Raw genomic sequence first — 21,334 nt, forward strand, 5'->3', positions numbered from 1 at the left:
GCCCGCGCCGGTCGGCGCCGGGCCCGGCGGCCCCGGGTGGGGTCGCTCACCGAGGAGGAGTGGGGGCCGGAGGGGGAGATACGGCCGGCGGCCAGGTCAGGCCAGGTTCGCCCGCCGCATCTCGGCCGCGAGCGCGGCGTGCAGGTCGTACGGCCGCCGCTCGAGCTCGTCAGCGAGCCTGTCGACGACCTCCGGTGGCTTGTTCTGGCTCAGCTTCTCGACCATCCGGAAGCTTCGGACGTGCAGCCGCACGCCGACCGTCCCGCGCGCCATCGCACGGGCGGGGCCGTCGTACGCCGGCAGGAGCCGCGCTCCCTCGCCGGTCCCCTCGAAGTGCTCGACCAGGCGGCTGAGGACGGCGTAGTTCTCCTCCGCCGACAGGACCTCGGGCCGGCAGGTGAGGTGCGCGCTGACGTGGTTCCACGTGGGCACGAACTGGCCCTCGGGGTACCAGCTGGTCGAGATGTAGGCGTGCGGCCCCTGCACGATGACGAGGACGTCGGAGCCGTCGAGCCGGTGGTTCAGCTCGTCGGGGCGGCCGAGGTGCGTGACCAGCGACATCGCGTCGTCGGCGCGGTCCTCCCAGAGCATCGGGTAGTGGCTGGCGGCCAGCCCGTCGTCCGTGGCGGAGACGAGCGTCGCCCACGGGTAGCCGTCCACGAGGGCGCGCAGCGCGCCCGGGTCGTCGGTGGCGAACTTCGGGTTCTGGAGCACCTCGCGATGATGCCACGGGCCTCAGCGGCTGAGGCCGACGCGCTCCGTCGCGGTGCCGGTCGTCGTGCCGGAGACGTCGAGGCGCAGGTAGTTCCAGGCCAGGAACGCGCACACCAGCCCGTTCAGGGCGCCCATGAGCACGTCCGTCGGGCTGTGCATGCCGCGGTAGAGCCGGGCAGTGCCGACGCCGACGGGCACGAGCAGGCACAGGACGGTGACGACCACCCGGGCGACCGGGTTGCCGATCCGCTGGGCGACCATCGCGAGCGTGACGTAGAACGCGGTCGAGGCGCCGGTGTGCCCGCTCGGGTACGCGGACGTGGGCGGGGAGTCGTCGAGGTGCTCGACGTCGGGGCGCTCGCGGCCCACCACGAGGGCCGCGGTCATGAAGACGGCGGCCTGCACGGCGATCGCCTGCGCGGGCACGATCGCGAGCCACCACTGCTTGGTGCGCCACCAGAACAGCCCGACGAACAGCAGGCAGGCGCCGATGATGAACTCGGTGGTGCCGATCGCCGACAGGGCGGCCGTGACCGAGTTCAGGGCGGGCGTCCGGATGGAGACGAACCAGCGGTTGACCGCGGCCTCGCCTGGCAGCCCACCCAACGGGCCCGTGATGAGGAACCCGACGCCGACGACGACCACCCACAGCCCGACGGCGGGCACGAGCACCCGGACCGCGAAGTCCCTCCAGGCCTCCTTGCGCGTGGGCGCCGTCGTGTCGAGCTCATAGCGGTGCAGGAAGGTGTGCATCATTCCTCCGTTTCGGGAGCAGTCGCGGACCAGCCGCTGTAGCCCAGGTAGGACGCGCCCACGAGGGCGGTGCCGAGCGCGAACCCCGCGACGACGTCGGAGGGGTAGTGCACGCCGAGCAGCACGCGGTCGAGCCCGGTGAGCAGGGTGACGGCGGCCGCGACGACCGGGACGATGATCCGTCCGCGGCGCCCGAGCAGCGGCCAGAGCAGCAGGGTCAGGGTCAGCGCCACCGCGGCCGTGTTCGTCGCGTGGCCCGACGGGAAGCTGGAGCCGGGCGCGTGCTCGAGGGCGTCCTGCACCACCGGTCGCGTCCGTTGCACCAGGCCCTTCGCGCCGAGCTGCACCGCCCACGCGGCCATGATCGTGAGGAACGCCCACAGCGCCCGGGTGGTCAGGCCGTGGCGCCGCCACACCCAGAGGCAGACCAGGGTCGCCGCGAGATTCACCCACTTCGCCTGGAAGAGCCCTTGCCACACGACCAGCGCGTGCTGGAGCTCCGGGTGCGCGCGCGTGAACGACGTGGCGCCCTCGATGGCCTGCCGGTCGAGGCGCAGGACGTCCTCCACCTGGGCGCGCACCACGTAGGCGAGCACGGCGACGGGCACCGTGAACGCGATCGCGAACGCCCCGGCACGCAGCAGCGCGCGGCGACGGAGCGGCAGGGGACGCATTCCCGGAGGTTAGGTGCGTCGGAGCCCCGGCGCGCGCCGAGAGCCTCAGCCGACGATGGTGACGACCGTCCCGGCGGGTGCCTGCCACAGCAGGTCGAGCACGTCGTCCGCCACCCGGACACAGCCGTTGGAGACCGCCCCCGTGCCGCGCAGCGTGGTCGTGTGGATCGCGGTCGCCGAGGTGCCCGTCACCTTGTCGTAGTCGTCCATCGTCTCGCTCTGCGTCGAGAGCAGCAGGACGCGCGGAGTGGTCGTGCCCGGCTCCAGCCATCGGGTGCCGACGAGGAACCCGGGCACGTGCGGGGTCGGCTTGTCCGGGCTGCCGGTCGCCTTGACCGGGAAGACCCGCGTGGACGCGCCGTCGTCGACCGTGATCGTCTGCGCGGCCGTGTCCACCTGGACGGTCCAGCCGGTCCCGGCGGCCTCGGTGTCGGCGGCGTCGATCCACGCACTGCGGTCGTTCACCTGCGCGGCGTCCTGGCTGGGAAGCGCGCCGCGGGTGGCGAGCATGACGCGCAGCCACCGGCCGCGCTGGTCGATCACCGGCAGCGTGGTGCGGACCTGGAGGGTCAGCGCGGGCACGACGCCGACGGCGGCGCCCGCGGGTGCCACCCGTGCGGCGGTGTCGCGCACGACGACGACGGTCTGCCAGCGGCCCAGCGACGGGTCGTCGTTGGCGCGCTGCGGGAGCCCGTCCGTGCCGGGCAGGCCGGCGACGACGTGCAGGGGGTCGGTGACCGGCAGCGCGGCGAGGTCGGCCGGCGGCGGCGCGGGGACCGCGGGAGCGGCGGCCTTGGCCACGGCGACCGGAGCGGCGACCACCACGGGTGCCGGTGGCGGCACGTCTGTCGGGCCCGAGCACGCCCCGGTCAGCACGAGAACCGCGGTCGCGACGAGGGCGGCGACCTTCGTGCGTGCCACGCCCCACCTCCGCCCGGGGACAGCCGACGACGTCCCGAGAAGTCATCGTGCGCCTGCCGCGCACGATCCGGCAAAGCGACCGACTGTCGGACATTCCATCTCACGATGTGGTCCGATGTTTGACGCCCCCGCGGTCCCTGTCTAAATTCCCTACCAATAAGGTCAAGATTTCCAGTGCGAAGCCCCGGCTAGCTGGATGGCAACCCTCCGCATGGTGGGGTGCCCCGGGTGAGGACCTGGTCACGGCGGGATCTGTCCCGCCGTCGACAACATGCGAGCCCCGGCAACCGCCGGGACGAAGGGACGGACCATGGACGCGACCGGGGCCACCACCCGTTCGATGCTGACGCGTTCCTGTCCGGCCCTCTGTCGCCGCTGACGCGCTGACCCACCCTCCGCACGCCCCGCGACCGGGGCGTGCGACGCGTACCCCCGAAGCGCCGCTGCGCTCGGCGAGGAGCGCGCGCCCTCTTCCCGCCTGAACGAACGGACCCCCCGTGCCTGCCTCGACCCGCCACGCCCACCTCGGCATCGACCTCAGCGACACCGGCGCCCACGCCGCCGCCTGGCGCGACCACGGCTCCCAGGGCCAGCGGCTGTTCGACGCCGCCCGCCTGCTCGAGCTGGTCGCCGTCGCCCAGCGCGGCGCCCTCGACTTCGTGGTCTTCGACGACGGTTTCGCGCTGCACCCGAGCCGGAACACGGCCCTGCAGGGCCGGCTCGACGCCGCCCTCGTCGCCGCCCGACTCGCCCMGCGCACCTCCGGGATCGGCCTCGTCTCGACCGTCGGCACCACGCACACCGCGCCGGCGCACGTCGCCAAGGCCATCGCAACCATCGACCACGCGAGCCACGGACGCGCCGGCTGGCAGGTCGGCTGGGACACCCGGATCGACGACGTGCCGACGGCCGGCCCGCGCTCGACGTCGGTCGAGCTGTCGGCAGTGGGGAGCGCGGCGGAGGCTGTCGGGGTCGTCGAGCGCCACTGGGACCGGTGGGACGAGAGCGCRCCCGTGCGGCCCCGGTTCGTCGCCCACGACGGCGTGCACTTCGCGTCGAAGCCGTCCACCGCCGCCGGGCGCCCCCCGCAGGGCCGGCCGCCGGTCGTCGTGCGTGCCGACTCGACCGCCGCCCTCGACCTGGCGGGTCGGCACGCCGACGTCGTGCGCGTCCGGGCCACGGGTCCGGACGACGCCGCGCKGGCCCGGCTCCGCGTGCTGGCCGCGGTCGCCGCGGCGGGTCGCGACCGCCGCGACGTGCGCGTCCTGGTCGACGTGCACCTCGTCGTCGGCCCGGACCGGGCGAGCGCGGTGGCCCGGCACGAGATGCTCGCCGAGCTCGAGGGCGTCGACACCGGGACCCTGTCGTTCGTCGGCACCACCGCGGGCTTTGCCGAGCTCGTCTCCACCTGGGTGGACGACGAGATCGCCGACGGGTTCGTCGTGCGGCCCTCGTCGGTGCACACCGACCTGCCCGCCCTCGTCGACGGCGTCGTGCCGCTGCTGCGCGCCGCCGACCGGTTCCGCGCCGGCTACCCCGGCACCTCGCTGCGCGACACCCTCGGGCTCCCGCTCGCCGCCGCCAGCTACGCCGCGACGGCCTGACATGACGACGACCACGACGAGCGCACAGCTCACCGTCGCCTCGTTCGGCCTGCTGGATGAGGCCGTGCGACCGATGCTCGACGAGCTCGCGCACGAGTACTCGTCGCGCTACGGCGACCGCTTCGGCGTCGACGCGCTGCGCCAGGAGCTCGAGCGCTACCCGGCACCCCAGTTCGCCGCCCCGGACGGTGCGCTGATCCTGCTGCTCGAGGACGGCGAGGCGGTCGCGGGCGGTGCCTTCCGGCTGCGCGCCGAGCCCGAGCTGGGGGACGCCGCGCGGCTGACCCGGCCGGGGACGCGTGACGCCGACGGTCTGCCGACCGTCCGCACCGCCGAGTACAAGCGGATCTGGACCCACTCGGCACACCGCCGCCGCGGCCTGTCCCGGCGGGTGCTCGCGGAGCTCGAGACGCGAGCCGTCGAAGCCGGCTACCAGCGGCTGTACCTGACCACCGGCCCGCGCCAGCCGGAGGCCGCGGCGCTCTACCTGGCCACCGGGTTCACCCCGCTGTTCGACACCGCCGCGGACCCCGAGGACATCGGGCCGCTCGCGTTCGAGAAGTGGCTCTGTACGGACCCGCCCCCGTCCCGTCCGTCCCTCACAGCCTCGGAGTGACCGTGTCCACCGCCTATCTGCACCAGGACGAGTCCCTCGTCCTGTCCCCGCCGCCTGCCCGCCCGCCGGCCGACGAGCCCCGAGTGTTCGCCGCCCGCCACCCCGGCCGCTGGATCGCCACCGCGATCGTGGCCGTCCTGCTCGCGATGGTCATCAACTCGCTGGTGACCAACCCCAAGTGGGAGTGGGGCGTCGTCTGGCAGTACCTGACTTGGCCGTCCGTGCTCGACGGGCTCTGGGGCACGCTGCGGCTCACGGTCGCCTCCGCGGTGGTCGGCTTCGGCTTGGGTGCCGTGCTCGCGCTCATGCGGCTGTCGCGCTCGCCGCTGCTGCGGTCGGTGGCGTGGACCTACATCTGGGTGTTCCGGTCCGTGCCGCTGATCCTGCAGCTGCTGCTCTGGTACAACCTCGCGTACCTCTACCCGACGATCACGCTCGGGGTGCCGTTCGGGCCCTCCTTCGTCGGGTTCGACACCCTCGACGTCATCGACAAGTTCGGCGCCGCGGTGCTCGGGCTCGGGCTGTCGCAGGCCGCGTACGCCGCAGAGATCGTCCGCGGCGGCATCCTCGGTGTCGACCAGGGCCAGCACGAGGCGGCCGCTGCGCTCKGGCTGCCGCGGTCGCGCCAGCAGCGCCGGATCATCCTGCCGCAGGCGATGCGGACCATCGTGCCGACGGCCGTCAACGAGATCATCGGCCTGGTCAAGGGCACGTCGGTGGTCTACGTGCTGGCGTACGGCGAGCTGTTCTACATCGTCGGCGTCATCTACGGCCGCAACCAGCGGGTGGTCCCGCTGCTCATCGTCGCGGGCATCTGGTACCTCGTCGTCACCACCGTCATCACCGTCGTCCAGTACTACGTCGAGCGCCACTACGCGAAGGGTGCGCTGCGGCAGCTGCCGCCGACGCCCCTGCAGCGGGCGCGCTGGGGTGCGGGGATCGGGTGGTCGCGCGTGAGCGGACGTCCGCTGCCGGCCGACCTACCACCGGGCTACGGGCGGTCTCGCAGCGTCCTGGTCCGCACCAACCACGGGGGGGACGTCTGATGGCCGCCGGACTCGTCGAGGTGCGAGGCGTGCACAAGGCCTACGGCACGCTCGAGGTGCTCGACGGCGTGGACCTCACGGTCCAGCCGGGCGAGGTCACCGTGATCCTCGGGCCGTCGGGGTCGGGCAAGTCGACCCTGCTGCGCGCCATCAACCACCTGGAGAAGGTCGACCGCGGGTCCATCTCGGTGGACGGCGACCTCATCGGCTACCGCAAGCGTTCCGACGGCGCGCTGCAGGAGCTGAAGGAGAAGGACGTCCTGGTGCAGCGGACCCGCATCGGGTTCGTCTTCCAGAACTTCAACCTGTTCCCGCACCTCACCGCGCTGGAGAACGTCGTGGAGGCGCCGATCTCGGCGCAGAAGCGGCCGCGCGGCGAGGTCGAGGCCGAGGCGCGCGAGCTGCTGGCCCGGGTCGGGCTGTCGGACAAGGCCGACGCCTACCCGCGGCAGCTGTCCGGCGGGCAGCAGCAGCGCGTGGCGATCGCCCGGGCGCTCGCGGTCAAGCCCGCCGTCGTGCTCTTCGACGAGCCGACGTCCGCGCTCGACCCCGAGCTGGTCGGAGAGGTCCTCGACGTCATCCGAGACCTCGCGGCAACCGGCACCACCCTGATCGTCGTCACGCACGAGATCGGCTTCGCCCGCGAGGTGGCCACCAACGTGGTCTTCATCGACGGCGGCCAGATCCTCGAGCAGGGCACCCCGACCCAGGTGCTCGACAACCCGCAGCACCCGCGCACCCGCGCCTTCCTCGACAAGGTGCTCTGACCCCAGTTCTTCGTCGCCCGCACCCCGCGGACGGCGTGACGAGCGCGCCTCTGCGCTCCCGACCGAGAGAGAGATCCCCGTGACTACGACCTTCCGACGTGCTGTGAGCGCACTGGCCTTCGTGCCCCTGCTGGCGCTCGCCGCGTGCGCCGGACCGGCCTCCGCGGACACGGATGTCGCCGATGCCGCCTCCCCCGAGGCGACCACCGCCGGCCTCGAGATCAGCACGAGCCCCGACCAGGACCGGATCCACACCACGAAGGCCGAGGACGCGATCGCGCTGCTGCCGGCTGAGATCAAGAAGTCGGGCGTCCTCAAGGTCGCCACGACGGCCGGTGCCGCGCCGCCGCTCGGCTTCCTCGCCGACGACGAGAAGACGCCGATCGGCAACGAGACCGACATCGCCAGCCTCGTCGCCGACGCCCTCGGGCTCAAGCTCGAGCTCGAGCAGAAGGCGTGGGCCGACTGGCCGCTCGCCCTGCAGTCGGGCGACGTCAACGCCGTGATCTCCAACGTCACCGTGACCGAGGAGCGCAAGGAGCTCTACGACTTCTCGTCGTACCGCAACGACCAGCTCGGCTGGCTGACCAGCGCCTCCAGCAAGATCAAGGAGATCAAGGAGCCCAAGGACATCGCGGGTCTCACGGTCGGCGTCGGCTCAGGCACCAACCAGGAGAAGATCCTGCTCGCCTGGAACCAGGAGAACATCGACAAGGGCCTCGAGCCGATCAAGAACGGTTCGCCGGAGTACTACGAGAACTACTCCGACGTGCTCCTCGCGGTGCAGTCCGGTCGGGTCGACGCCTACGTCGGCCCGAACGCCAGCCTCGCGTACAGCTCGGCGACCGCGCCCGACCAGTTCAAGGTCGTCGGCACGCTCAACGGCGGCTGGCCGCTCACGGCGCAGATCGCCGTGGCCACCCTCAAGGGCTCCGACCTGGCGCCGGCCGTGACGGCGGCGCTCCAGCACGCGTTCGACGACGGCACCTACGCCCAGGTCCTCGCGCACTGGGGCCTGTCCGCCGAGGCCATCGAGAAGCCTGAGACCAACCCGCCGGGTCTGCCCAAGACGAGCTGACCCCTCAGACCGGATGCTGTGCTCACGTACGAGCGTCCGCGGTGGCCGGTCGGGGTCGGGGGACGCCCGGCCGGCCACCAGTTTCGTCCCCCACCCCTCGTTCCCCGTCGGAGGTGTTCCCTGTGCAGGTCGTCGACCACCTGGTCGTCGGGGGCGGTGTCATGGGCTCCGCCGCCGCGTGGCAGCTCGCGCGGCGCGGTCGTGACGTCGTGCTCCTCGAGCGGTTCGCGCCGGGGCACGTCAACGGCGCGTCCCACGGCGCCTCGCGGATCTACCGGCAGACGTACGACCGGCCCGAGTACCTCGACCTCGCGGCCGAGGCGCTCGAGCTGTGGCAGTCGTTCGACGGCGTGCTCACCCTCACCGGCGGCGTGAGCCACGGCGAGCCGGCGCCCGGCGTCATCGACGCGTTCGTCGCCCGCGGCATCCCGCACGAGCTGCTCTCGCCCGACGCCGCGCACGAGCGCTGGCCGGCGCTCAGGTTTGAGGGGACCGTGCTGCACGAGACCCGGACCGCCGGCCGGATCCACGCGGACCGCGCGGTCGACGCGTTCCAGTCCGCCGCCGCCGCGCTCGGCGCCGACGTGCGGCACGACGTGCAGGTCCTGTCCCTGACCGTCGAGGCCGACGGCGTGCTCGTCGAGACCTCCGTCGGGGCGTTCCGGGCTCGCAGCGCCGTGCTGGCCGTCGGCGCCTGGACCTCCACCCTGCTCGGGTCGGAGGCGCCGCCGCTGGTGGTCACGCAGGAGCAGCCCGCGCACTTCGGGCTGCGGTCGGGGACGCCCGACGACTGGCCGAGCTTCACGCACCGGCCGCTCGGCGAGCACCCCTGGCCCAGCGGCACCTACGGGCTGGGGACGCCCGGTGAGGGGATCAAGGTCGGCTTCCACGCCGTCGGCCCCGTGACCGACCCGGACCACCGCACGTTCACGGCCGAGCCCGGCCAGCTGGCGCTGCTGCAGGAGTACGCGGCGCAGTGGCTGCCCGGCGTCGACGCCTCGTCGCCCGCGCCGATCTCGTGCACCTACACGACGACGCCCGACCACGACTTCGTCCTCGACCGTCGCGGACCGCTGGTCGTCGCCGCTGGCTTCTCCGGCCACGGCTTCAAGTTCGCCCCCGCGATCGGCCGCGTCCTGGCCGACCTCGCCGAGGAGCCCGCCGCCGACCCTGTGAGCGCCTCGCACCCCGCCTTCCACCTGTCCCGACCCGCCCTGCAGGAGATCCGATGACCCGCCGTGCCGTGCCCCTGTCCGTGCTCGACCTCGCGCCCGTCCCGGAGGGGAGCAGCGGCGCCGACGCCCTGCGCGCCGCCGTCGACCGAGCGCAGCTGGTCGAGCGGCTCGGGTACCGGCGCGTCTGGTACGCCGAGCACCACCTGGCACCCGGCGTCGCGTCGGCCACGCCGGGCGTGCTCGCCGCGCTGACCGCGAGCGCCACCTCGACTATCCGCGTCGGGTCCGCCGCCGTGCTGCTCGGTTCCACCAGCCCCGTCATCGCGGCCGAGCAGTTCGGGACCGTCGCCGCCCTGCACCCCGGGCGCGTGGACCTCGGGCTCGGCCGGGCGTCGTTCCCGCCGCCGAGCAAGTCCGCTGTGCCCGACGCGTCCGCCCCCACCGCCGGGCGGGTCCGGTCGACGGCGACCGAGGACCGGGTGGTCGACGGGCTTCTGGTGCCCGCCGCACCCCCCCTCAACTACGCGGACCCCGACCCCGAGCTGCGCGCGCGGTTCGTCGCCCACCTGGAGTTCCTCGGCGCGGGCCGGACGCCCGCGCCGTTCCGGGACGAGCTGTCCACCGTCCTCGCGCTGCAGGTCGGGACCGCACGGGCCGGCGATCGCGTGGTCACCAACCCTGCCGTCGAGGGCTCCGACCTCGCCCTCTGGGTGCTCGCCTCGAGCGCGGGGGAGAGCGCGCGCGTGGCCGGCGAGCTGGGCCTGCCGCTGGCCGCGAACTACCACGTGAGCCCGGCGACGGTGCTGGACACCGTCGAGGCCTACCGCGCGGCCTTCGTCCCGGGGGTGCTCGACGAGCCGTACGTCGTCGTCTCGGCCGACGTGCTCGTCGCGGAGACCTCGGAGCGGGCGGCCGAGCTGGGCGACCCGTTCGCGGAGTGGGTGCTCTCGATCCGCGGCGGCGCGGGCGCGATCCCGTACCCGCGCCCCGGCACGACCACGCCCTGGGAGCTGCGCGGCGAGGCGGAGCGCGCTCTGCTGCGCGACCGGATCGACACGCGGATCGTCGGCGACGCGGAGCCGGTGGCGCGTGGCCTCGACGCCCTGGTGCGCGCGACGGGTGCCGACGAGCTGCTGATCACGACGATCACGCACGACCCGGCGGACACGGCCCGGTCGTACGAGCTGCTCGCCCGCGCCTGGGGCCTGGCCGACGACGAGCTCGTGGGCGCGGGCGCGGCCGCGTCCTCCCGCTAGCCCCACCAACGTCCGCACTCGATGGGCCTCTGACCCCCACGAGTGCGGACGTTGTTGCTTTCGCACCAGGACGTCCGCGCTGAGTCGGGTTCTGACCCCTACGAGTGCGGACGTTGACGCAACAGAAGGCCCCCGGCATCGAGATGCCGGGGGCCTTCCTGTGACCGGTCAGACGGCGGTGTGGTCGCCGATCCGGTGGTACGTGCGGTCGTGGTAGACGAGCGGGAGGGCGTCGTCGGCGACGGAGTGCGCGAGGGCGCGGACCGACACCAGGTACGACCCGCCGACGGGCACCCGCTGCACGACCCGACCCCGCAGCCACGACACGGCCTCGTCGATCACGGGCTCCCCGGTCTCCAGCGCCGACCAGCCGCCGGCCGCGAACCGGTCGATGCCGCTGGTCGCGAACCGCGCGGACACGTCGTCCTGGGCCGAGGACAGGAAGCTGATCGCCAGCGTGCGCGCCCGGGACAGGGCGGGCCACGATGACGAGGTCGACGCCAGCGAGAACGCGAGCAGGGGCGGCTCGGCCGACACGGAGATGACCGAGGTCGCCGTGAACCCGACGGGCCGGCCCTCGTCGTCGAGCAGCGTCACCACCGCCACGCCCGCGGGGTGCCGACGGAACACCTCCTTGTAGGCCTGCGGGCTCAGCTGCGGCTCGTCCTGCTCCACGAGGTCGGCGTCCAGCTTGCGCAGGATCTCGGCGGTCATGCGGACAGCGCCGCGACGTCGAGGGCGGCGCGCAGGGGACCGTAGCCGCGCTCGAGCCAGCGGTCGATGGCCGGGTCGAGGTCGGCGAGGTCGGCCTCCGTGACGGCGAGCGCCCGCGTGGGGACGGTCGCGCCGAGCTCGATGAGCAGGGGGCGCAGGTGCACCTCGCCGGCGAGCAGGTGCGCCGGGCCGCCGGAGACCACGAGCGGGACGGCGACGACGCCGGCGAGGCCGTCGGGGCCGTAGAGGTCGAGGAACGACTTCAGCAGACCCGTGTACGTCGCCTTGTAGATCGGCGTCGCGACGACCAGCAGCCGGGCGCTCGACACGGTCGCGAGGGCGGGGTCGAGCGGCGAGCGGTCGGCGGTGAAGAGCTGGTGACCGATCGTCGCGAGGTCGACGGTGGTGACGTCCGAGCCGTCGGCGAGCCGGTCGGCCACCTGCACGGCGGCGGCGAGGGTGCGCGACCCCGGCCTCGGGTTGCCCACGAGGGCGACGACGGTCTCGGTGCCTTGCTGGTGGACCACGGTGGAGCTCCTTCTCGCTGCACGCTTGCCGCACCGGTCGGTACGGCCGGGTCATCTCCCGGAGCACCCCGTCGTGGAGGGGTTGCTGACCAGCGAGCCGGGGCTTCGCGCTGGTGCTCGTGACCTGGGCGGAGTTGTAGCAAGTGGCGGCCGCCCGGCAAGGGCTTCGGCGGAGAATCCCGAATGACGGACATCGCGCGGGAAGCCCGGAGCGGCAAGGATGCGTGTCGAGGACGTGCGAGCGGCTCCGACCACGGGGTAGCGGGTCCGCCCGAGGGCCCCGACGAACGGGAGTGCATCGTGAAGTACATGCTGCTGATGAACTACTTCATCGAGGGCGTCCCGCCCATCGACACGTGGGCGCCGCAGGACGTGCAGCGCCACATCCAGTTCCAGCACGACCTGGGTGCGGAGCTGGTGGCCAGCGGCGAGTTCGTCGACGGCCAGGGTCTCGCGTGGCCCGACTCCGCGAAGTTCGTCCGGAGCGACGGGGTGTCCGCGCCGGTGATCGTCGACGGGCCGTTCGCCGAGTCGAAGGAGTTCCTCGCCGGCTACTGGACGGTGGACGTCGAGGACGAGGCCCGGGCCATCGCGATCGCCGCGAGGGCGTCGGCCGCACCCGGGCCGGGCGGGGTGCCGATCCAGCAGGTGTTCGAGGTTCGCGCGCTGATGGAGGCACCCTCCCCTGCAGAGTGACGTCGTCGTCGACGACCTGCTGCGCGAGCTCGCGCCGCAGGTCCTGGGCGTGCTCGTCCGGCGCTCGGGGGACCTGGCCGACGCGGAGGACGCCCTGCAGGAGGCGTTGCTCGCGGCGGCGACCCAGTGGCCGCAGACGGGCGTGCCCGACAACCCGCACGCGTGGCTCGTCGTCGTCGGGAACCACAAGCTGGTCGACCGCTACCGCAGCGAGGACGCGCGCCGGCGCCGCGAGGAGCTCGTCGCGACGATGGACCAGGGTGCCTCCGCGGTCCAGTCCGACGACTCCCTGCTCCTGCTCTTCGGCTGCTGCCACCCTGCGCTCAGCCCGGCGTCGGCGATCGCCCTGACGCTGCGGTCGGTGGGCGGGCTGACGACGGCCGAGATCGCGCGGGCGTTCGTCGTGCCGGAGCCGACGATGGCGCAGCGGCTCAGCCGCGCGCGCCGCACGCTGCGGGAGCTGGACGGGCCGTTCCGGATGCCGTCCCCGGCCGACTACGCCGAGCGGCTCCGCGCGGTGCTGCGGGTGCTCTACCTGATGTTCAACGAGGGCTACGCCAGCAGCACGGGGTCGTCGGTGGCCCGCGCCGACCTCACGGTCGAGGCCCTGCGGCTGACGCGCGCCCTGCACGCGAGCCTTCCCGACGACGCCGAGGTGGCCGGCCTGCTCGCCCTAGTCCTGCTCACCGACGCCCGCCGCCCCGCCCGCACGGGGCCGCACGGCGAGCTGGTCGCGCTGCCCGACCAGGACCGCGGCCTCTGGGAACGGTCGATGATCGACGAGGGGATCGCGCTGGTGGAGGGCGCGCTGGTGCGTGGCGCGGTCGGCGAGTACCAGCTCCAGGCGGCGATCGCAGCCGTGCACGACGAGGCGCCGACCGCCGACGAGACCGACTGGCCTCAGCTGCTCGCGCTGTACGGGCTGCTCGATCGCATGACGGGCAACCCGATGGTCACGCTCAACCGTGCGGTCGCGCTCGCCATGGTCCGCGGCCCGGAGGCCGGCCTCGCGCTGCTGGCCACGCTGGAGGAGCCGCTCGGCGGCCACCACCGCCTGGCCGCCGTCCGGGGCCACCTGCTCGAGCGCGCCGGACGTCCCGACGAGGCCGCCGACCAGCTCCTGCTCGCGTCGCGGCGAACCACCAGCCTCGCGGAGCGTGACTACCTGCGACTGCAGGTGGCGCGCCTGCGGCACGGTTGAGAGCCTGGGCGCCGTGAGCCTCGACGACCACGTCCTCCTGTCGCCCGCGGTGACCAACCTGCGCGACATCGGCGGCCGACCGACGGCCGACGGCGGCACGGTGGCGACGGGCGTGGCGTACCGCTCGGCCGAGCTCGCGGACACCGCGGTGACCACAGACGCGGTGCTCGCCCGGCTCGCCATCCGCACGGTGGTCGACCTGCGCACCGACGACGAGCGGTCCGGCCGCCCCGACCAGCTGCCCGCGGGCACGACCCTGCTGGTGCTCGACGCGCTCGCGGACCTGCCCAGCGGGGCCGCGGCGCAGCTCCCGGCCCTGCTCAGCGAGGGCGGCGCGGACGCGGCTCTCGCGCAGCTCGACCTCGCGGGCCAGATGATCGACGTCTACCGGCGCCTCGTCGTCGGCGACGCCGCCCGGACCGCCTACGCCGGGTTTGCGCGGACCGTCATCGACCCCACGCGCACGCCCGTCCTGTTCCACTGCACCGCGGGCAAGGACCGCACCGGGTGGGCGGCGACGATCCTGCTGCTGGCGGCGGGCGTCGACGAGGCGGGCGCGATGGACGAGTTCCTCGCGGTCAACCCGGCGGTCCGCGAGACGTTCGCCCCGCTGCTGCAGCAGCTCGCCGCGGCGGGCGGTGATCCCGAGCTGCTGCGGCCGATGCTGGAGGTCCGCGCGGAGTACCTGCAGGCCGCCCTCGACGCTATGCACGAGCGGTTCGGGTCGTTCGACGGTTACCTGCGGGACGGTCTGGGGCTCGGCGACGTCGAGGTCGAGTCGCTGCGCCGGACGCTTCGCACGAACGGGTGACGGAAGGCGCGTCGTTGGACCGTTCGGGTGGTCCGATATGTCCGATGTTGCCGACTCACCCGGCCGGACCCACGATGGGCTGATCGCACCTCCCGCGACGCAGCGTCGTCTGATCCCAGGCGCCGAGGGAAAGGCATGCCTGTGGCCGACGAGATCGTCTCCCCCATCCGACGGGGCGCGCACGACATCGCCCTCGAGCGGGACCGGGTCCGCCGCCGGCGCGTGTACCGGGCGGCCGCGGTGATCCTGGCGCTCCAGGCGTACGTCATCGTGAGCTCGCTGCTGAACAGGCCGCTGGTCCCGCCGATGCCGACGATCGACCCGTTGGTGCTGGTCCCCGTGCTGTTCTTCGCCGCCCTCCTGCTCCTGCTGGTCGGCACGCAGATGGGCTCCGCCCGCTCGCCGCACGTGGTCTACCGGCCCGAGCAGGTGGACGTCCGGCTGGACGACGTCATCGGCATCGACCCCGTCAAGGAGGACGTGCGGCGGTCGATCGACCTGTTCCAGACGCACCGCCAGTTCGCCGAGCAGATGGGCGGCACGCCCCGGCGCGGGCTGCTGTTCGAGGGGCTGCCCGGCACCGGCAAGACCATGACGGCCAAGGCCATGGCGGCCGAGGCGGGCGTGCCGTTCCTGTTCGTGTCCGCGACGTCGTTCCAGTCGATGTACTACGGCGCGACCGCGAAAAAGATCCGCGCGTACTTCAAGGCGCTGCGCAAGGCAGCCCGCACCGAGGGCGGGGCGATCGGGTTCATCGAGGAGATCGATGCCATCGCGACCCGCCGCGGCGGCATGTCGTCGATGACGGCGAGCGCGTTCGACGCGCGTCCGTTCGGGGGCCTGGTCAAGAACGCGGTCGTCAGCGAGGGCACCGGCGGCGTCGTCAACGAGCTGCTGGTGCAGATGCAGTCGTTCGACGAGCCGACGCCGGGCGACAAGTTCGTCAACTTCTTCCTCGCCCGGGCGAACCTGCTGCTGCCTGCGTCGCGGCAGCTGCGGCAGCGCAAGCCGGTCAAGGCGCCGATCCTGCTCATCGCCGCGACCAACCGTGCCGACTCGCTCGACCCCGCACTGCTGCGGCCCGGGCGCTTCGACCGCAGGCTCACGTTCGCGACCCCCGACGCGATCGGCCGCCGCGCCCTCGTCGACCACTTCCTGGCCCGCCGGTCGACGGACGCCGAGCTGGACGACCCGGTGCTGCGCGACAGGCTCGCGGCGGCGACGAACGGCTGGACGCCGGTGATGATCGAGCACCTGCTGGACGAGGCGCTCGTCAACGCGCTGCGCCGCGGCTCACTGACCATGACGTTCGCCGACGTCGAGCACGCGCGGATCACGGAGATGGTCGGCATCGGCCAGCCGGTCCGGTACACCGAGGCCGAGCAGCGGCTCATCGCGACGCACGAGGCCGGCCACGCGGTGACCGCGTGGCTCGCGGCGCCGAACCGCACGCTGGAGGTCCTCACCATCGTCCGGCGCGGCGACGCCCTGGGCCTGCTCGCGCACGACGACTGCGAGGAGGTCTGGACGCACTCCCACTACGACCTGCGGGCGCTCGTGCAGATCGCGATGGGCGGCTGGGTGGCCGAGGAGCTGTTCTTCGGGCAGACCAGCACGGGTCCCGCCGGGGACCTGGCGTCGGCTACGCGCACGGCCGCGCAGATGGTCGGGGCGGCCGGCATGACGGGGTCGCTCATCTCGTTCGCCGCGACACCGCACGACCTGGTGTCCGCCGTGCTCAGCGACGCGCAGGCCCGCGCTTCTCTCGAGGCCGTGCTGGACGAGGCCCGCAGCACCGTGCGCCGGCTGCTGTCACGGCACCGCCACCTCGTCGAGGCTCTCCGCGACGCGCTGCTCGAGCGGTACGAGCTGCTGGGCACCGAGATCACCGACGTCCTCGAGGCCGCCACGCTGGCGCAGCAGGAGCTGCTCGAGCGCGAGGAGAGCGAGAAGAGCGCGGCGGTCGCGGCCGGTGCGGCGGCGCAGGCCGCGGTGGCGGCGGCGGAGCGACTGCGGGTGGCCTAGCCTCGGGGCGTGCCCGAGGGTCATACCGTCCACCGCATCGCCCGACAGCTCGCCCTCGACCTCGTCGGGCGTCCGCTCGCCGTGAGCTCGCCGCAGGGCAGGTTCGCGGCCGGCGCGGCGCGGCTCGACGGGCAGGTCCTGGTGTCGGCCGACGCCGTCGGCAAACAGCTGTTCTGCACGTTCGAGAGCGGCGACGTGCTGCGGGTGCACCTCGGGCTGTACGGCGCGTGGGACTTCCACGGCTCGCTGACGCCGCTGGTCGCCGGGTCCTTGGCGGTCGGCAGCATGGGCGCCCCCCGACTGCGGCGAGCCGTGCGGATGGGGGAGGATGAGCGCGAGGGGCCTGCCGACGAGGGTGGACTCGTGGCTCGGTTCCCGCCCGATCCCGTCGGGCAGGTCCGGGTGCGGCTGGCGTCGGCCGACACGGTCGCGGACCTGCGGGGGCCGTCCGCGTGCGAGGTGCTCGACCCCGGCGGCGCCGCGGCCGCGATCGAGCGGCTCGGACCGGACCCGGCGTCGACGGACGACCTCGCTGGTGCCGGCGACGTCATGGTGGAGCGGCTGACGACGAGGAACGTCGCGGTCGGTCAGCTGCTCATGGACCAGTCGGTGGTCGCGGGCATCGGCAACATCTACCGCGCCGAGCTGCTGTTCCGCGCGCGGCTCGACCCGCACACCCCGGGCCGGCGCGTCCCGGCCGAGGTCGCCCGCTCGCTCTGGGACGACTGGGCGGTGCTGCTGGCGGACGGCATCCGCACGGGCGTGATGATCACGCGCGAGGACCTGCCGGCGCCGGACCGCGAGCGTGCACTCACCGACCCCGACCTGCGTCACTGGGTCTACCACCGCACCGGCGAGCCGTGCCTGGTCAGCGGCAACCCGGTGGTGGTCGAGGAGATGGCGGCCCGCAAGCTGTACTGGTGCCCGACCTGCCAGGTCTGACGGTCAGCCAGACGTCACTCACGTCGGGTTCGCCGTGTCGACCAAGTCCTCACCGTCGTCGTCGACCCGCGCCACGTCTCTCAGGGCTTGCTCGTCCGGCGGGCGCTCATGAGAAGTTGCGTTCACCCACGGGGATCTCGACGGCGAGCGTGTTGGCGCGGGTCGCCAGCGGGCACGTCCACGCCGGGTCGTACGCGCACGACGGGTTGTAGGCGAAGTTGAGATCGACCACGAGCCGGTCGCCGGCCATGCCGAGGTCGGCACCCTTGATGGTGTCGAGCAGGTAGCGGCCGCCGCCGTACGTGTCGGGCGACGCGTCCTTGACCGGCACGAACAGACCGCCCCCATATCCGCGCAGCACCCAGACGGCGAGGCTGCCGAGGTCGCCGACCTCGACGGTGCCGATGCGCTCGAACGGGACCACTCCGTCCGTGCCGGTGCTGACGTCGAGCCGCTGGTGGGTGGCCGGCAGCACCTCGCACTCGAACCGGAACGCGGGGTCGTAGTGCGGGACGTCGAGGCCGACGAACGCGGCCTTGGCGTCGGCGTCGAGCGGCGAGGCGGGGTGCTCGGCCAGCAGCTCGTCGCGGCGCTGCACCCAGACGGCGTGCGCGGTCGCGGGGTCCGACTCCGCGAGGCGCCGGACGTCGGCGTACGTCTGCGCCACGCGGCGGCGCCAGTCGGCGACCGCGAAGGGCTCGTCGGCGGGGTGCCGCTCGGGCACGAGGGTGGGGAATCCAACGCTCACCGGTCCACCGTCGCACGCGTGGACGTCGCGCCGCGAGCGGCGGCGACCTGTGTGAGGGTGGATCGCATGGACCTGCGCATCTTCACCGAGCCCCAGCAGGGGGCCTCCTACGACGACCTGCTCGCGGTGGCCAAGGCGACCGAGGACCTCGGGTTCGACGCCTTCTTCCGCTCCGACCACTACCTGAGCATGGGCGACGGCGACGGGCTGCCCGGCCCGACGGACGCCTGGACGACGCTGGCGGGGCTGGCGCGCGAGACGAGCCGGATCCGGCTGGGCACCCTGGTCTCGTCGGCGACCTTCCGGCACCCGGGCGTGCTCGCGATCCAGGTGGCGCAGGTGGACCAGATGTCCGGCGGCCGGGTCGAGCTGGGCCTCGGCGCCGGCTGGTTCGCACAGGAGCACGCGGCCTACGGCATCCCGTTCCCGGAGAAGCGGTTCGACCTGCTGACGGAGCAGCTCGAGCTGATCACCGGTCTGTGGGGCACGCCGGTCGGGTCGCGCTACGGGTTCGAGGGCTCGCACTACACGCTGACGAACGCGCCGGCGCTGCCCAAGCCGGTGCAGTTCTCGCCGCTCGACCCGACGAGGGCCGGGGTCCCGGTGATCGTGGGCGGCAGCGGCCCGAAGCGGACGCCCGCGCTCGCGGCCAAGTACGCGAACGAGTTCAACATGTCGTTCCCCGCGCCCGTCGACGTGGAGGGGCGCGTGGCCACGGTCCGCGCCGCGTGCCAGGACGCCGGCCGTGATCCGTCGTCCCTGACGTACTCGGTGGCGCAGGTGCTGTGCGTGGGTCGCAACGACGCCGAGGTGGACCGTCGGGCCGCGGCGATCGGGCGCGACGTCGCCGAGGTCCGCGCCGTCGGGTTCGCCGGCACGCCCAGCGCGGTGGTCGACCGGATCGGCTCCTACGGCGAGCTCGGCATTACGCGCGTGTACCTCCAGGTGCTCGACCTGCACGACCTCGACCACCTCGAGCTCGTCGCGTCGGAGGTCGCCACGCAGCTGGGGTGAACGAGCGCCGGAAACCGCCTGTGCCGGGGCCCGCAGTCGCTAGGGTCCCGGCATGCGCGGCCTGTACGCCCTCAAGCCCTGGTACACCCGTCGGCTCGACGGGTTCGTGCGGTCTGCCGTCCGCCGGGGCGCCTCGCCGGACGTGTTCACGTGGCTCGGCGTGCTCAGCGCGGCGCTGGCGGCGGTAGCGATCGCGATCGGGTGGTGGCCGCTGGCCCTCGTCTTCCTGGCCGGCCGGCTGGCCGGTGCGAACCTCGACGGTGCGGTCGCCCGGGCACGCGGGGTGTCGCGGCCGTGGGGGTTCGTCCTCAACGAGATCGGTGACCGCGCGAGCGACCTGCTGATGTTCGCGGGGCTCGCCGTGCTGGCCGACGGCCCCGAGCAGGTCACCTGGGTGCTGGTCGCCGCGGTCTGCGCCACGCTGCCGACGTTCGCATCGCTGGCCGGCGCCGGGGCGGGCGCACCGCGGCTGAACGGCGGCCCGTGGGGCAAGACCGAGCGCTGCGCGGTCGTCGTCGTCGCGACGGCCTTCCCGGCGCTGCTGGGGCTGTGGGCCGGACTGATCGCCGTCGGGTCGCTGACGACGATGGTGCTCCGGCTCCGGCGCGTGCGGGCGGTGCTCGCGTGACCATCCCGCCGCTCGAGATCCACACGGTGCTGGGCGCGTGGCACCTCGACCTGGAGGGCCGGGCGGTCTGGCTGCTCGTCGTCAGCGTGACCATCCTCGCGCTCGCCGCGATCCCCGTGTTCCTGTCCGGCAAGCCGGAGCTGCGCCGGCGCTGGACGACGTGGGCGCTGATCCTGCCGGTGATCGGCATCCCCATGTGGCTGGGACCCGGCCCGACCGCCGCGCTCGCCGCGCTGCTCGCGCTGCAGTCGGTGCGGGAGTTCGCCGCGATGATGCGGCTGCCGCGCGCCGAGACCCGGCTGCTGCTGGTGCTGGCCGTCGCCTACCCGCTGGCCGCCTGGCTGGACCCGGACCTGCTCGCGCTCGTGCCGCTGGTGGCGCTGCTCTGCGCGGTGCCGGCGCTGCTCGCCGGCGACTCGGAGCGAGGGCTCGAGCGCGCCACGCTCACCGCGTTCGGTTCGATCTGGCTGTGCTGGTCGCTGGCCAACCTGGTGCTCGTCGGCCGCGACGCGTACCTGCTGTGCTTCGCGGCGGCCGCCACCGACGTCGCCGCCTGGTGCGGCGGGACGTTCCTGCGCCGGTTCGCCTGGGCCCGACGACCACTCTCCCGGCTCAGTCCGAACAAGACCGTCGGCGGTATGGTCGGAGCCGCCGTCGGGGCCGCGATCGTGCTGGTCGTGCTCGATTCCGCCTCGTTCGGGCTGTACGTCGCGGTGGTGCTCGGGAGCGTCGGAGGGGACCTGTTGGAGTCGATGGTGAAGCGGCGCGCGGGGGTCAAGGACGCCGGTGCGTGGCTGCCCGGCTTCGGTGGGCTGCTGGACCGCGTCGACTCCCTGCTGCTCGTGCTCCCGCTCGCGGCGGTGCTCGCGTGACCACGCACCGGCGCGTCGGCCTGCCGCCCGGGTTCAACCTGGCCGGCGCCCTGCGGCACACGTTCTGGCGCAACGCCTTCCACCTCGTCGGCGGGTACCGCGTGCGCGGCTCGGCGCCGTACGAGGCGATGGTCATCGTCGCCAACCACAGCTCGCACGCCGACACGCCCGCGCTCATCGCGGCTTTTCCCGCGCCCTACAAGCCCGTGGTCGTCGCGGCCGAGGACTACTGGTTCGAGAAGGCGTGGATGCGCCTCGGGCTCAAGCTCGCCATCGGCGCCGTGCCCGTGCACCGCGAGGGCGGCGGGGGCTACGCCGGGCTGGTCGAGGGTGCGCAGGCGGTGCTGGGGACCGGCTCGAGCCTGCTGGTGTTCCCCGAGGGCACGCGCAGCACCGACGGGAAGATCGGGGAGCTGCGCAGCGGCGCCGTGCGGCTCGCCCGCGAGTTCGACGTGCCGCTCCTGCCCGTCGCCATCGTCGGCACCGCCGACCTGCTGCCCAAGGGCGGCGGACTGCACCCGGGGCCGGTCGAGGTGCGGCTCGGGCACCCGA

22 protein-coding genes, 1 pseudogene and 2 riboswitches are annotated in these 21,334 nt (G+C 73.6%); of the genes and pseudogenes, 16 read left to right on the forward strand and 7 right to left on the reverse strand.

What is annotated here, in order from left to right; all coding sequences use genetic code 11:
* Positions 1 to 96: 96 nt before the first annotated feature.
* Genes AC1DYZ_RS16530 through AC1DYZ_RS16545 form a run of 4 tightly spaced genes read right to left on the reverse strand, consistent with a single transcriptional unit; the run spans position 97 to position 3,062 of the window.
* A complete protein-coding gene (locus tag AC1DYZ_RS16530; protein WP_477066231.1) occupies positions 97 to 714 on the reverse strand; it encodes an FMN-binding negative transcriptional regulator in 618 nt (205 codons plus the stop codon).
* Positions 715 to 735: 21 nt separating this feature from the next.
* Entirely contained in the window at positions 736 to 1,467 is a 732-nt protein-coding gene (locus AC1DYZ_RS16535; protein WP_477066232.1) for a phosphatase PAP2 family protein, read from the reverse strand.
* Positions 1,467 to 2,141 carry a phosphatase PAP2 family protein gene (locus AC1DYZ_RS16540; RefSeq protein WP_477066233.1) on the reverse strand — a complete coding sequence of 225 codons (675 nt, stop codon included), beginning with the start codon at positions 2,139 to 2,141 and terminating at the stop codon, positions 1,467 to 1,469. Before AC1DYZ_RS16540 ends, AC1DYZ_RS16535 begins: the two co-directional genes overlap by 1 nt.
* 45 nt (positions 2,142 to 2,186) lie before the next feature.
* Positions 2,187 to 3,062 (reverse strand): L,D-transpeptidase family protein, encoded by an 876-nt coding sequence (locus tag AC1DYZ_RS16545; RefSeq protein ID WP_477066234.1) that lies wholly within the window; start codon positions 3,060 to 3,062, stop codon positions 2,187 to 2,189.
* Between the two features lie 160 nt (positions 3,063 to 3,222).
* A riboswitch (SAM riboswitch) is annotated at positions 3,223 to 3,341 on the forward strand.
* Between the two features lie 218 nt (positions 3,342 to 3,559).
* Between AC1DYZ_RS16545 and AC1DYZ_RS16550 the strand changes: the two genes are divergently transcribed.
* The 7 genes from AC1DYZ_RS16550 to AC1DYZ_RS16580 all read left to right on the forward strand — a co-directional run bounded on the left by AC1DYZ_RS16550 (position 3,560) and on the right by AC1DYZ_RS16580 (position 10,604).
* Positions 3,560 to 4,666 (forward strand): LLM class flavin-dependent oxidoreductase, encoded by a 1,107-nt coding sequence (locus tag AC1DYZ_RS16550; protein ID WP_477066235.1) that lies wholly within the window; start codon positions 3,560 to 3,562, stop codon positions 4,664 to 4,666.
* Between the two features lies 1 nt (position 4,667).
* Complete coding sequence (locus AC1DYZ_RS16555; protein ID WP_477066236.1) at positions 4,668 to 5,282, forward strand: GNAT family N-acetyltransferase; 615 nt, start codon at positions 4,668 to 4,670, stop codon at positions 5,280 to 5,282.
* A gap of 2 nt (positions 5,283 to 5,284) precedes the next feature.
* Entirely contained in the window at positions 5,285 to 6,328 is a 1,044-nt protein-coding gene (locus AC1DYZ_RS16560; protein WP_477066237.1) for an amino acid ABC transporter permease, read from the forward strand.
* On the forward strand, positions 6,328 to 7,095 hold the full coding sequence (locus AC1DYZ_RS16565; protein ID WP_477066238.1) for an amino acid ABC transporter ATP-binding protein: 768 nt from the start codon (positions 6,328 to 6,330) through the stop codon (positions 7,093 to 7,095). Before AC1DYZ_RS16560 ends, AC1DYZ_RS16565 begins: the two co-directional genes overlap by 1 nt.
* A gap of 79 nt (positions 7,096 to 7,174) precedes the next feature.
* Positions 7,175 to 8,173, forward strand: coding sequence for an ABC transporter substrate-binding protein (locus AC1DYZ_RS16570; protein WP_477066239.1), 999 nt, complete (start codon positions 7,175 to 7,177; stop codon positions 8,171 to 8,173).
* Between the two features lie 122 nt (positions 8,174 to 8,295).
* Positions 8,296 to 9,405 carry an FAD-dependent oxidoreductase gene (locus tag AC1DYZ_RS16575; RefSeq protein ID WP_477066240.1) on the forward strand — a complete coding sequence of 370 codons (1,110 nt, stop codon included), beginning with the start codon at positions 8,296 to 8,298 and terminating at the stop codon, positions 9,403 to 9,405.
* Entirely contained in the window at positions 9,402 to 10,604 is a 1,203-nt protein-coding gene (locus tag AC1DYZ_RS16580; RefSeq protein ID WP_477066241.1) for an LLM class flavin-dependent oxidoreductase, read from the forward strand. Before AC1DYZ_RS16575 ends, AC1DYZ_RS16580 begins: the two co-directional genes overlap by 4 nt.
* Before the next feature lie 168 nt (positions 10,605 to 10,772).
* On the opposite strand, the gene AC1DYZ_RS16585 is transcribed toward AC1DYZ_RS16580, so the two are convergent.
* Positions 10,773 to 11,318: a flavin reductase family protein gene (locus AC1DYZ_RS16585; protein ID WP_477066242.1), complete on the reverse strand. Its 546-nt coding sequence runs from the start codon at positions 11,316 to 11,318 to the stop codon at positions 10,773 to 10,775.
* Positions 11,315 to 11,845 carry an NADPH-dependent FMN reductase gene (locus AC1DYZ_RS16590; RefSeq protein WP_477066243.1) on the reverse strand — a complete coding sequence of 177 codons (531 nt, stop codon included), beginning with the start codon at positions 11,843 to 11,845 and terminating at the stop codon, positions 11,315 to 11,317. Before AC1DYZ_RS16590 ends, AC1DYZ_RS16585 begins: the two co-directional genes overlap by 4 nt.
* A 16-nt stretch (positions 11,846 to 11,861) precedes the next feature.
* Positions 11,862 to 11,970: riboswitch (SAM riboswitch) on the reverse strand.
* Between the two features lie 184 nt (positions 11,971 to 12,154).
* Here AC1DYZ_RS16590 and AC1DYZ_RS16595 point away from each other — a divergent pair.
* The 5 genes from AC1DYZ_RS16595 to AC1DYZ_RS16615 all read left to right on the forward strand — a co-directional run bounded on the left by AC1DYZ_RS16595 (position 12,155) and on the right by AC1DYZ_RS16615 (position 17,520).
* Positions 12,155 to 12,541, forward strand: a complete 387-nt coding sequence (locus AC1DYZ_RS16595; protein ID WP_477066285.1) for a YciI family protein — start codon at positions 12,155 to 12,157, stop codon at positions 12,539 to 12,541.
* A gap of 19 nt (positions 12,542 to 12,560) precedes the next feature.
* On the forward strand, positions 12,561 to 13,742 hold the full coding sequence (locus AC1DYZ_RS16600; protein ID WP_477066286.1) for an RNA polymerase sigma factor: 1,182 nt from the start codon (positions 12,561 to 12,563) through the stop codon (positions 13,740 to 13,742).
* A 13-nt stretch (positions 13,743 to 13,755) separates the two neighbouring features.
* The gene (locus AC1DYZ_RS16605; RefSeq protein ID WP_477066244.1) at positions 13,756 to 14,553 is read left to right on the forward strand and encodes a tyrosine-protein phosphatase; all 798 of its coding nucleotides are present in this window, start codon (positions 13,756 to 13,758) and stop codon (positions 14,551 to 14,553) included.
* A 135-nt stretch (positions 14,554 to 14,688) separates the two neighbouring features.
* Positions 14,689 to 16,578 carry an AAA family ATPase gene (locus AC1DYZ_RS16610; protein ID WP_477066245.1) on the forward strand — a complete coding sequence of 630 codons (1,890 nt, stop codon included), beginning with the start codon at positions 14,689 to 14,691 and terminating at the stop codon, positions 16,576 to 16,578.
* A 9-nt stretch (positions 16,579 to 16,587) separates the two neighbouring features.
* Complete coding sequence (locus AC1DYZ_RS16615; RefSeq protein WP_477066246.1) at positions 16,588 to 17,520, forward strand: Fpg/Nei family DNA glycosylase; 933 nt, start codon at positions 16,588 to 16,590, stop codon at positions 17,518 to 17,520.
* Positions 17,521 to 17,626: 106 nt separating this feature from the next.
* Here AC1DYZ_RS16615 and AC1DYZ_RS16620 read toward each other — a convergent pair whose 3' ends face one another.
* The gene (locus AC1DYZ_RS16620) at positions 17,627 to 18,268 is read right to left on the reverse strand and encodes a DUF1684 domain-containing protein (RefSeq protein WP_477066247.1); all 642 of its coding nucleotides are present in this window, start codon (positions 18,266 to 18,268) and stop codon (positions 17,627 to 17,629) included.
* 66 nt (positions 18,269 to 18,334) lie between these two features.
* Here AC1DYZ_RS16620 and AC1DYZ_RS16625 point away from each other — a divergent pair, with 66 nt between their 5' ends.
* The 4 genes and pseudogenes from AC1DYZ_RS16625 to AC1DYZ_RS16640 form a co-directional block, all read left to right on the forward strand.
* Complete coding sequence (locus AC1DYZ_RS16625; RefSeq protein ID WP_477066248.1) at positions 18,335 to 19,282, forward strand: LLM class F420-dependent oxidoreductase; 948 nt, start codon at positions 18,335 to 18,337, stop codon at positions 19,280 to 19,282.
* Between the two features lie 52 nt (positions 19,283 to 19,334).
* On the forward strand, positions 19,335 to 19,910 hold the full coding sequence (locus tag AC1DYZ_RS16630) for a CDP-alcohol phosphatidyltransferase family protein (RefSeq protein WP_477066249.1): 576 nt from the start codon (positions 19,335 to 19,337) through the stop codon (positions 19,908 to 19,910).
* On the forward strand, positions 19,907 to 20,782 hold the full coding sequence (locus AC1DYZ_RS16635) for a phosphatidate cytidylyltransferase (protein ID WP_477066250.1): 876 nt from the start codon (positions 19,907 to 19,909) through the stop codon (positions 20,780 to 20,782). The genes AC1DYZ_RS16630 and AC1DYZ_RS16635 overlap by 4 nt, the downstream gene beginning before the upstream one ends.
* Positions 20,783 to 20,910: 128 nt before the next feature.
* Positions 20,911 to 21,198 (forward strand): annotated as a pseudogene (locus AC1DYZ_RS16640) (lysophospholipid acyltransferase family protein); the annotation flags it as partial.
* Positions 21,199 to 21,334 lie beyond the last annotated feature (136 nt).

The sequence above is a fragment of the Cellulomonas sp. P1_C4 genome, from assembly GCF_056406355.1.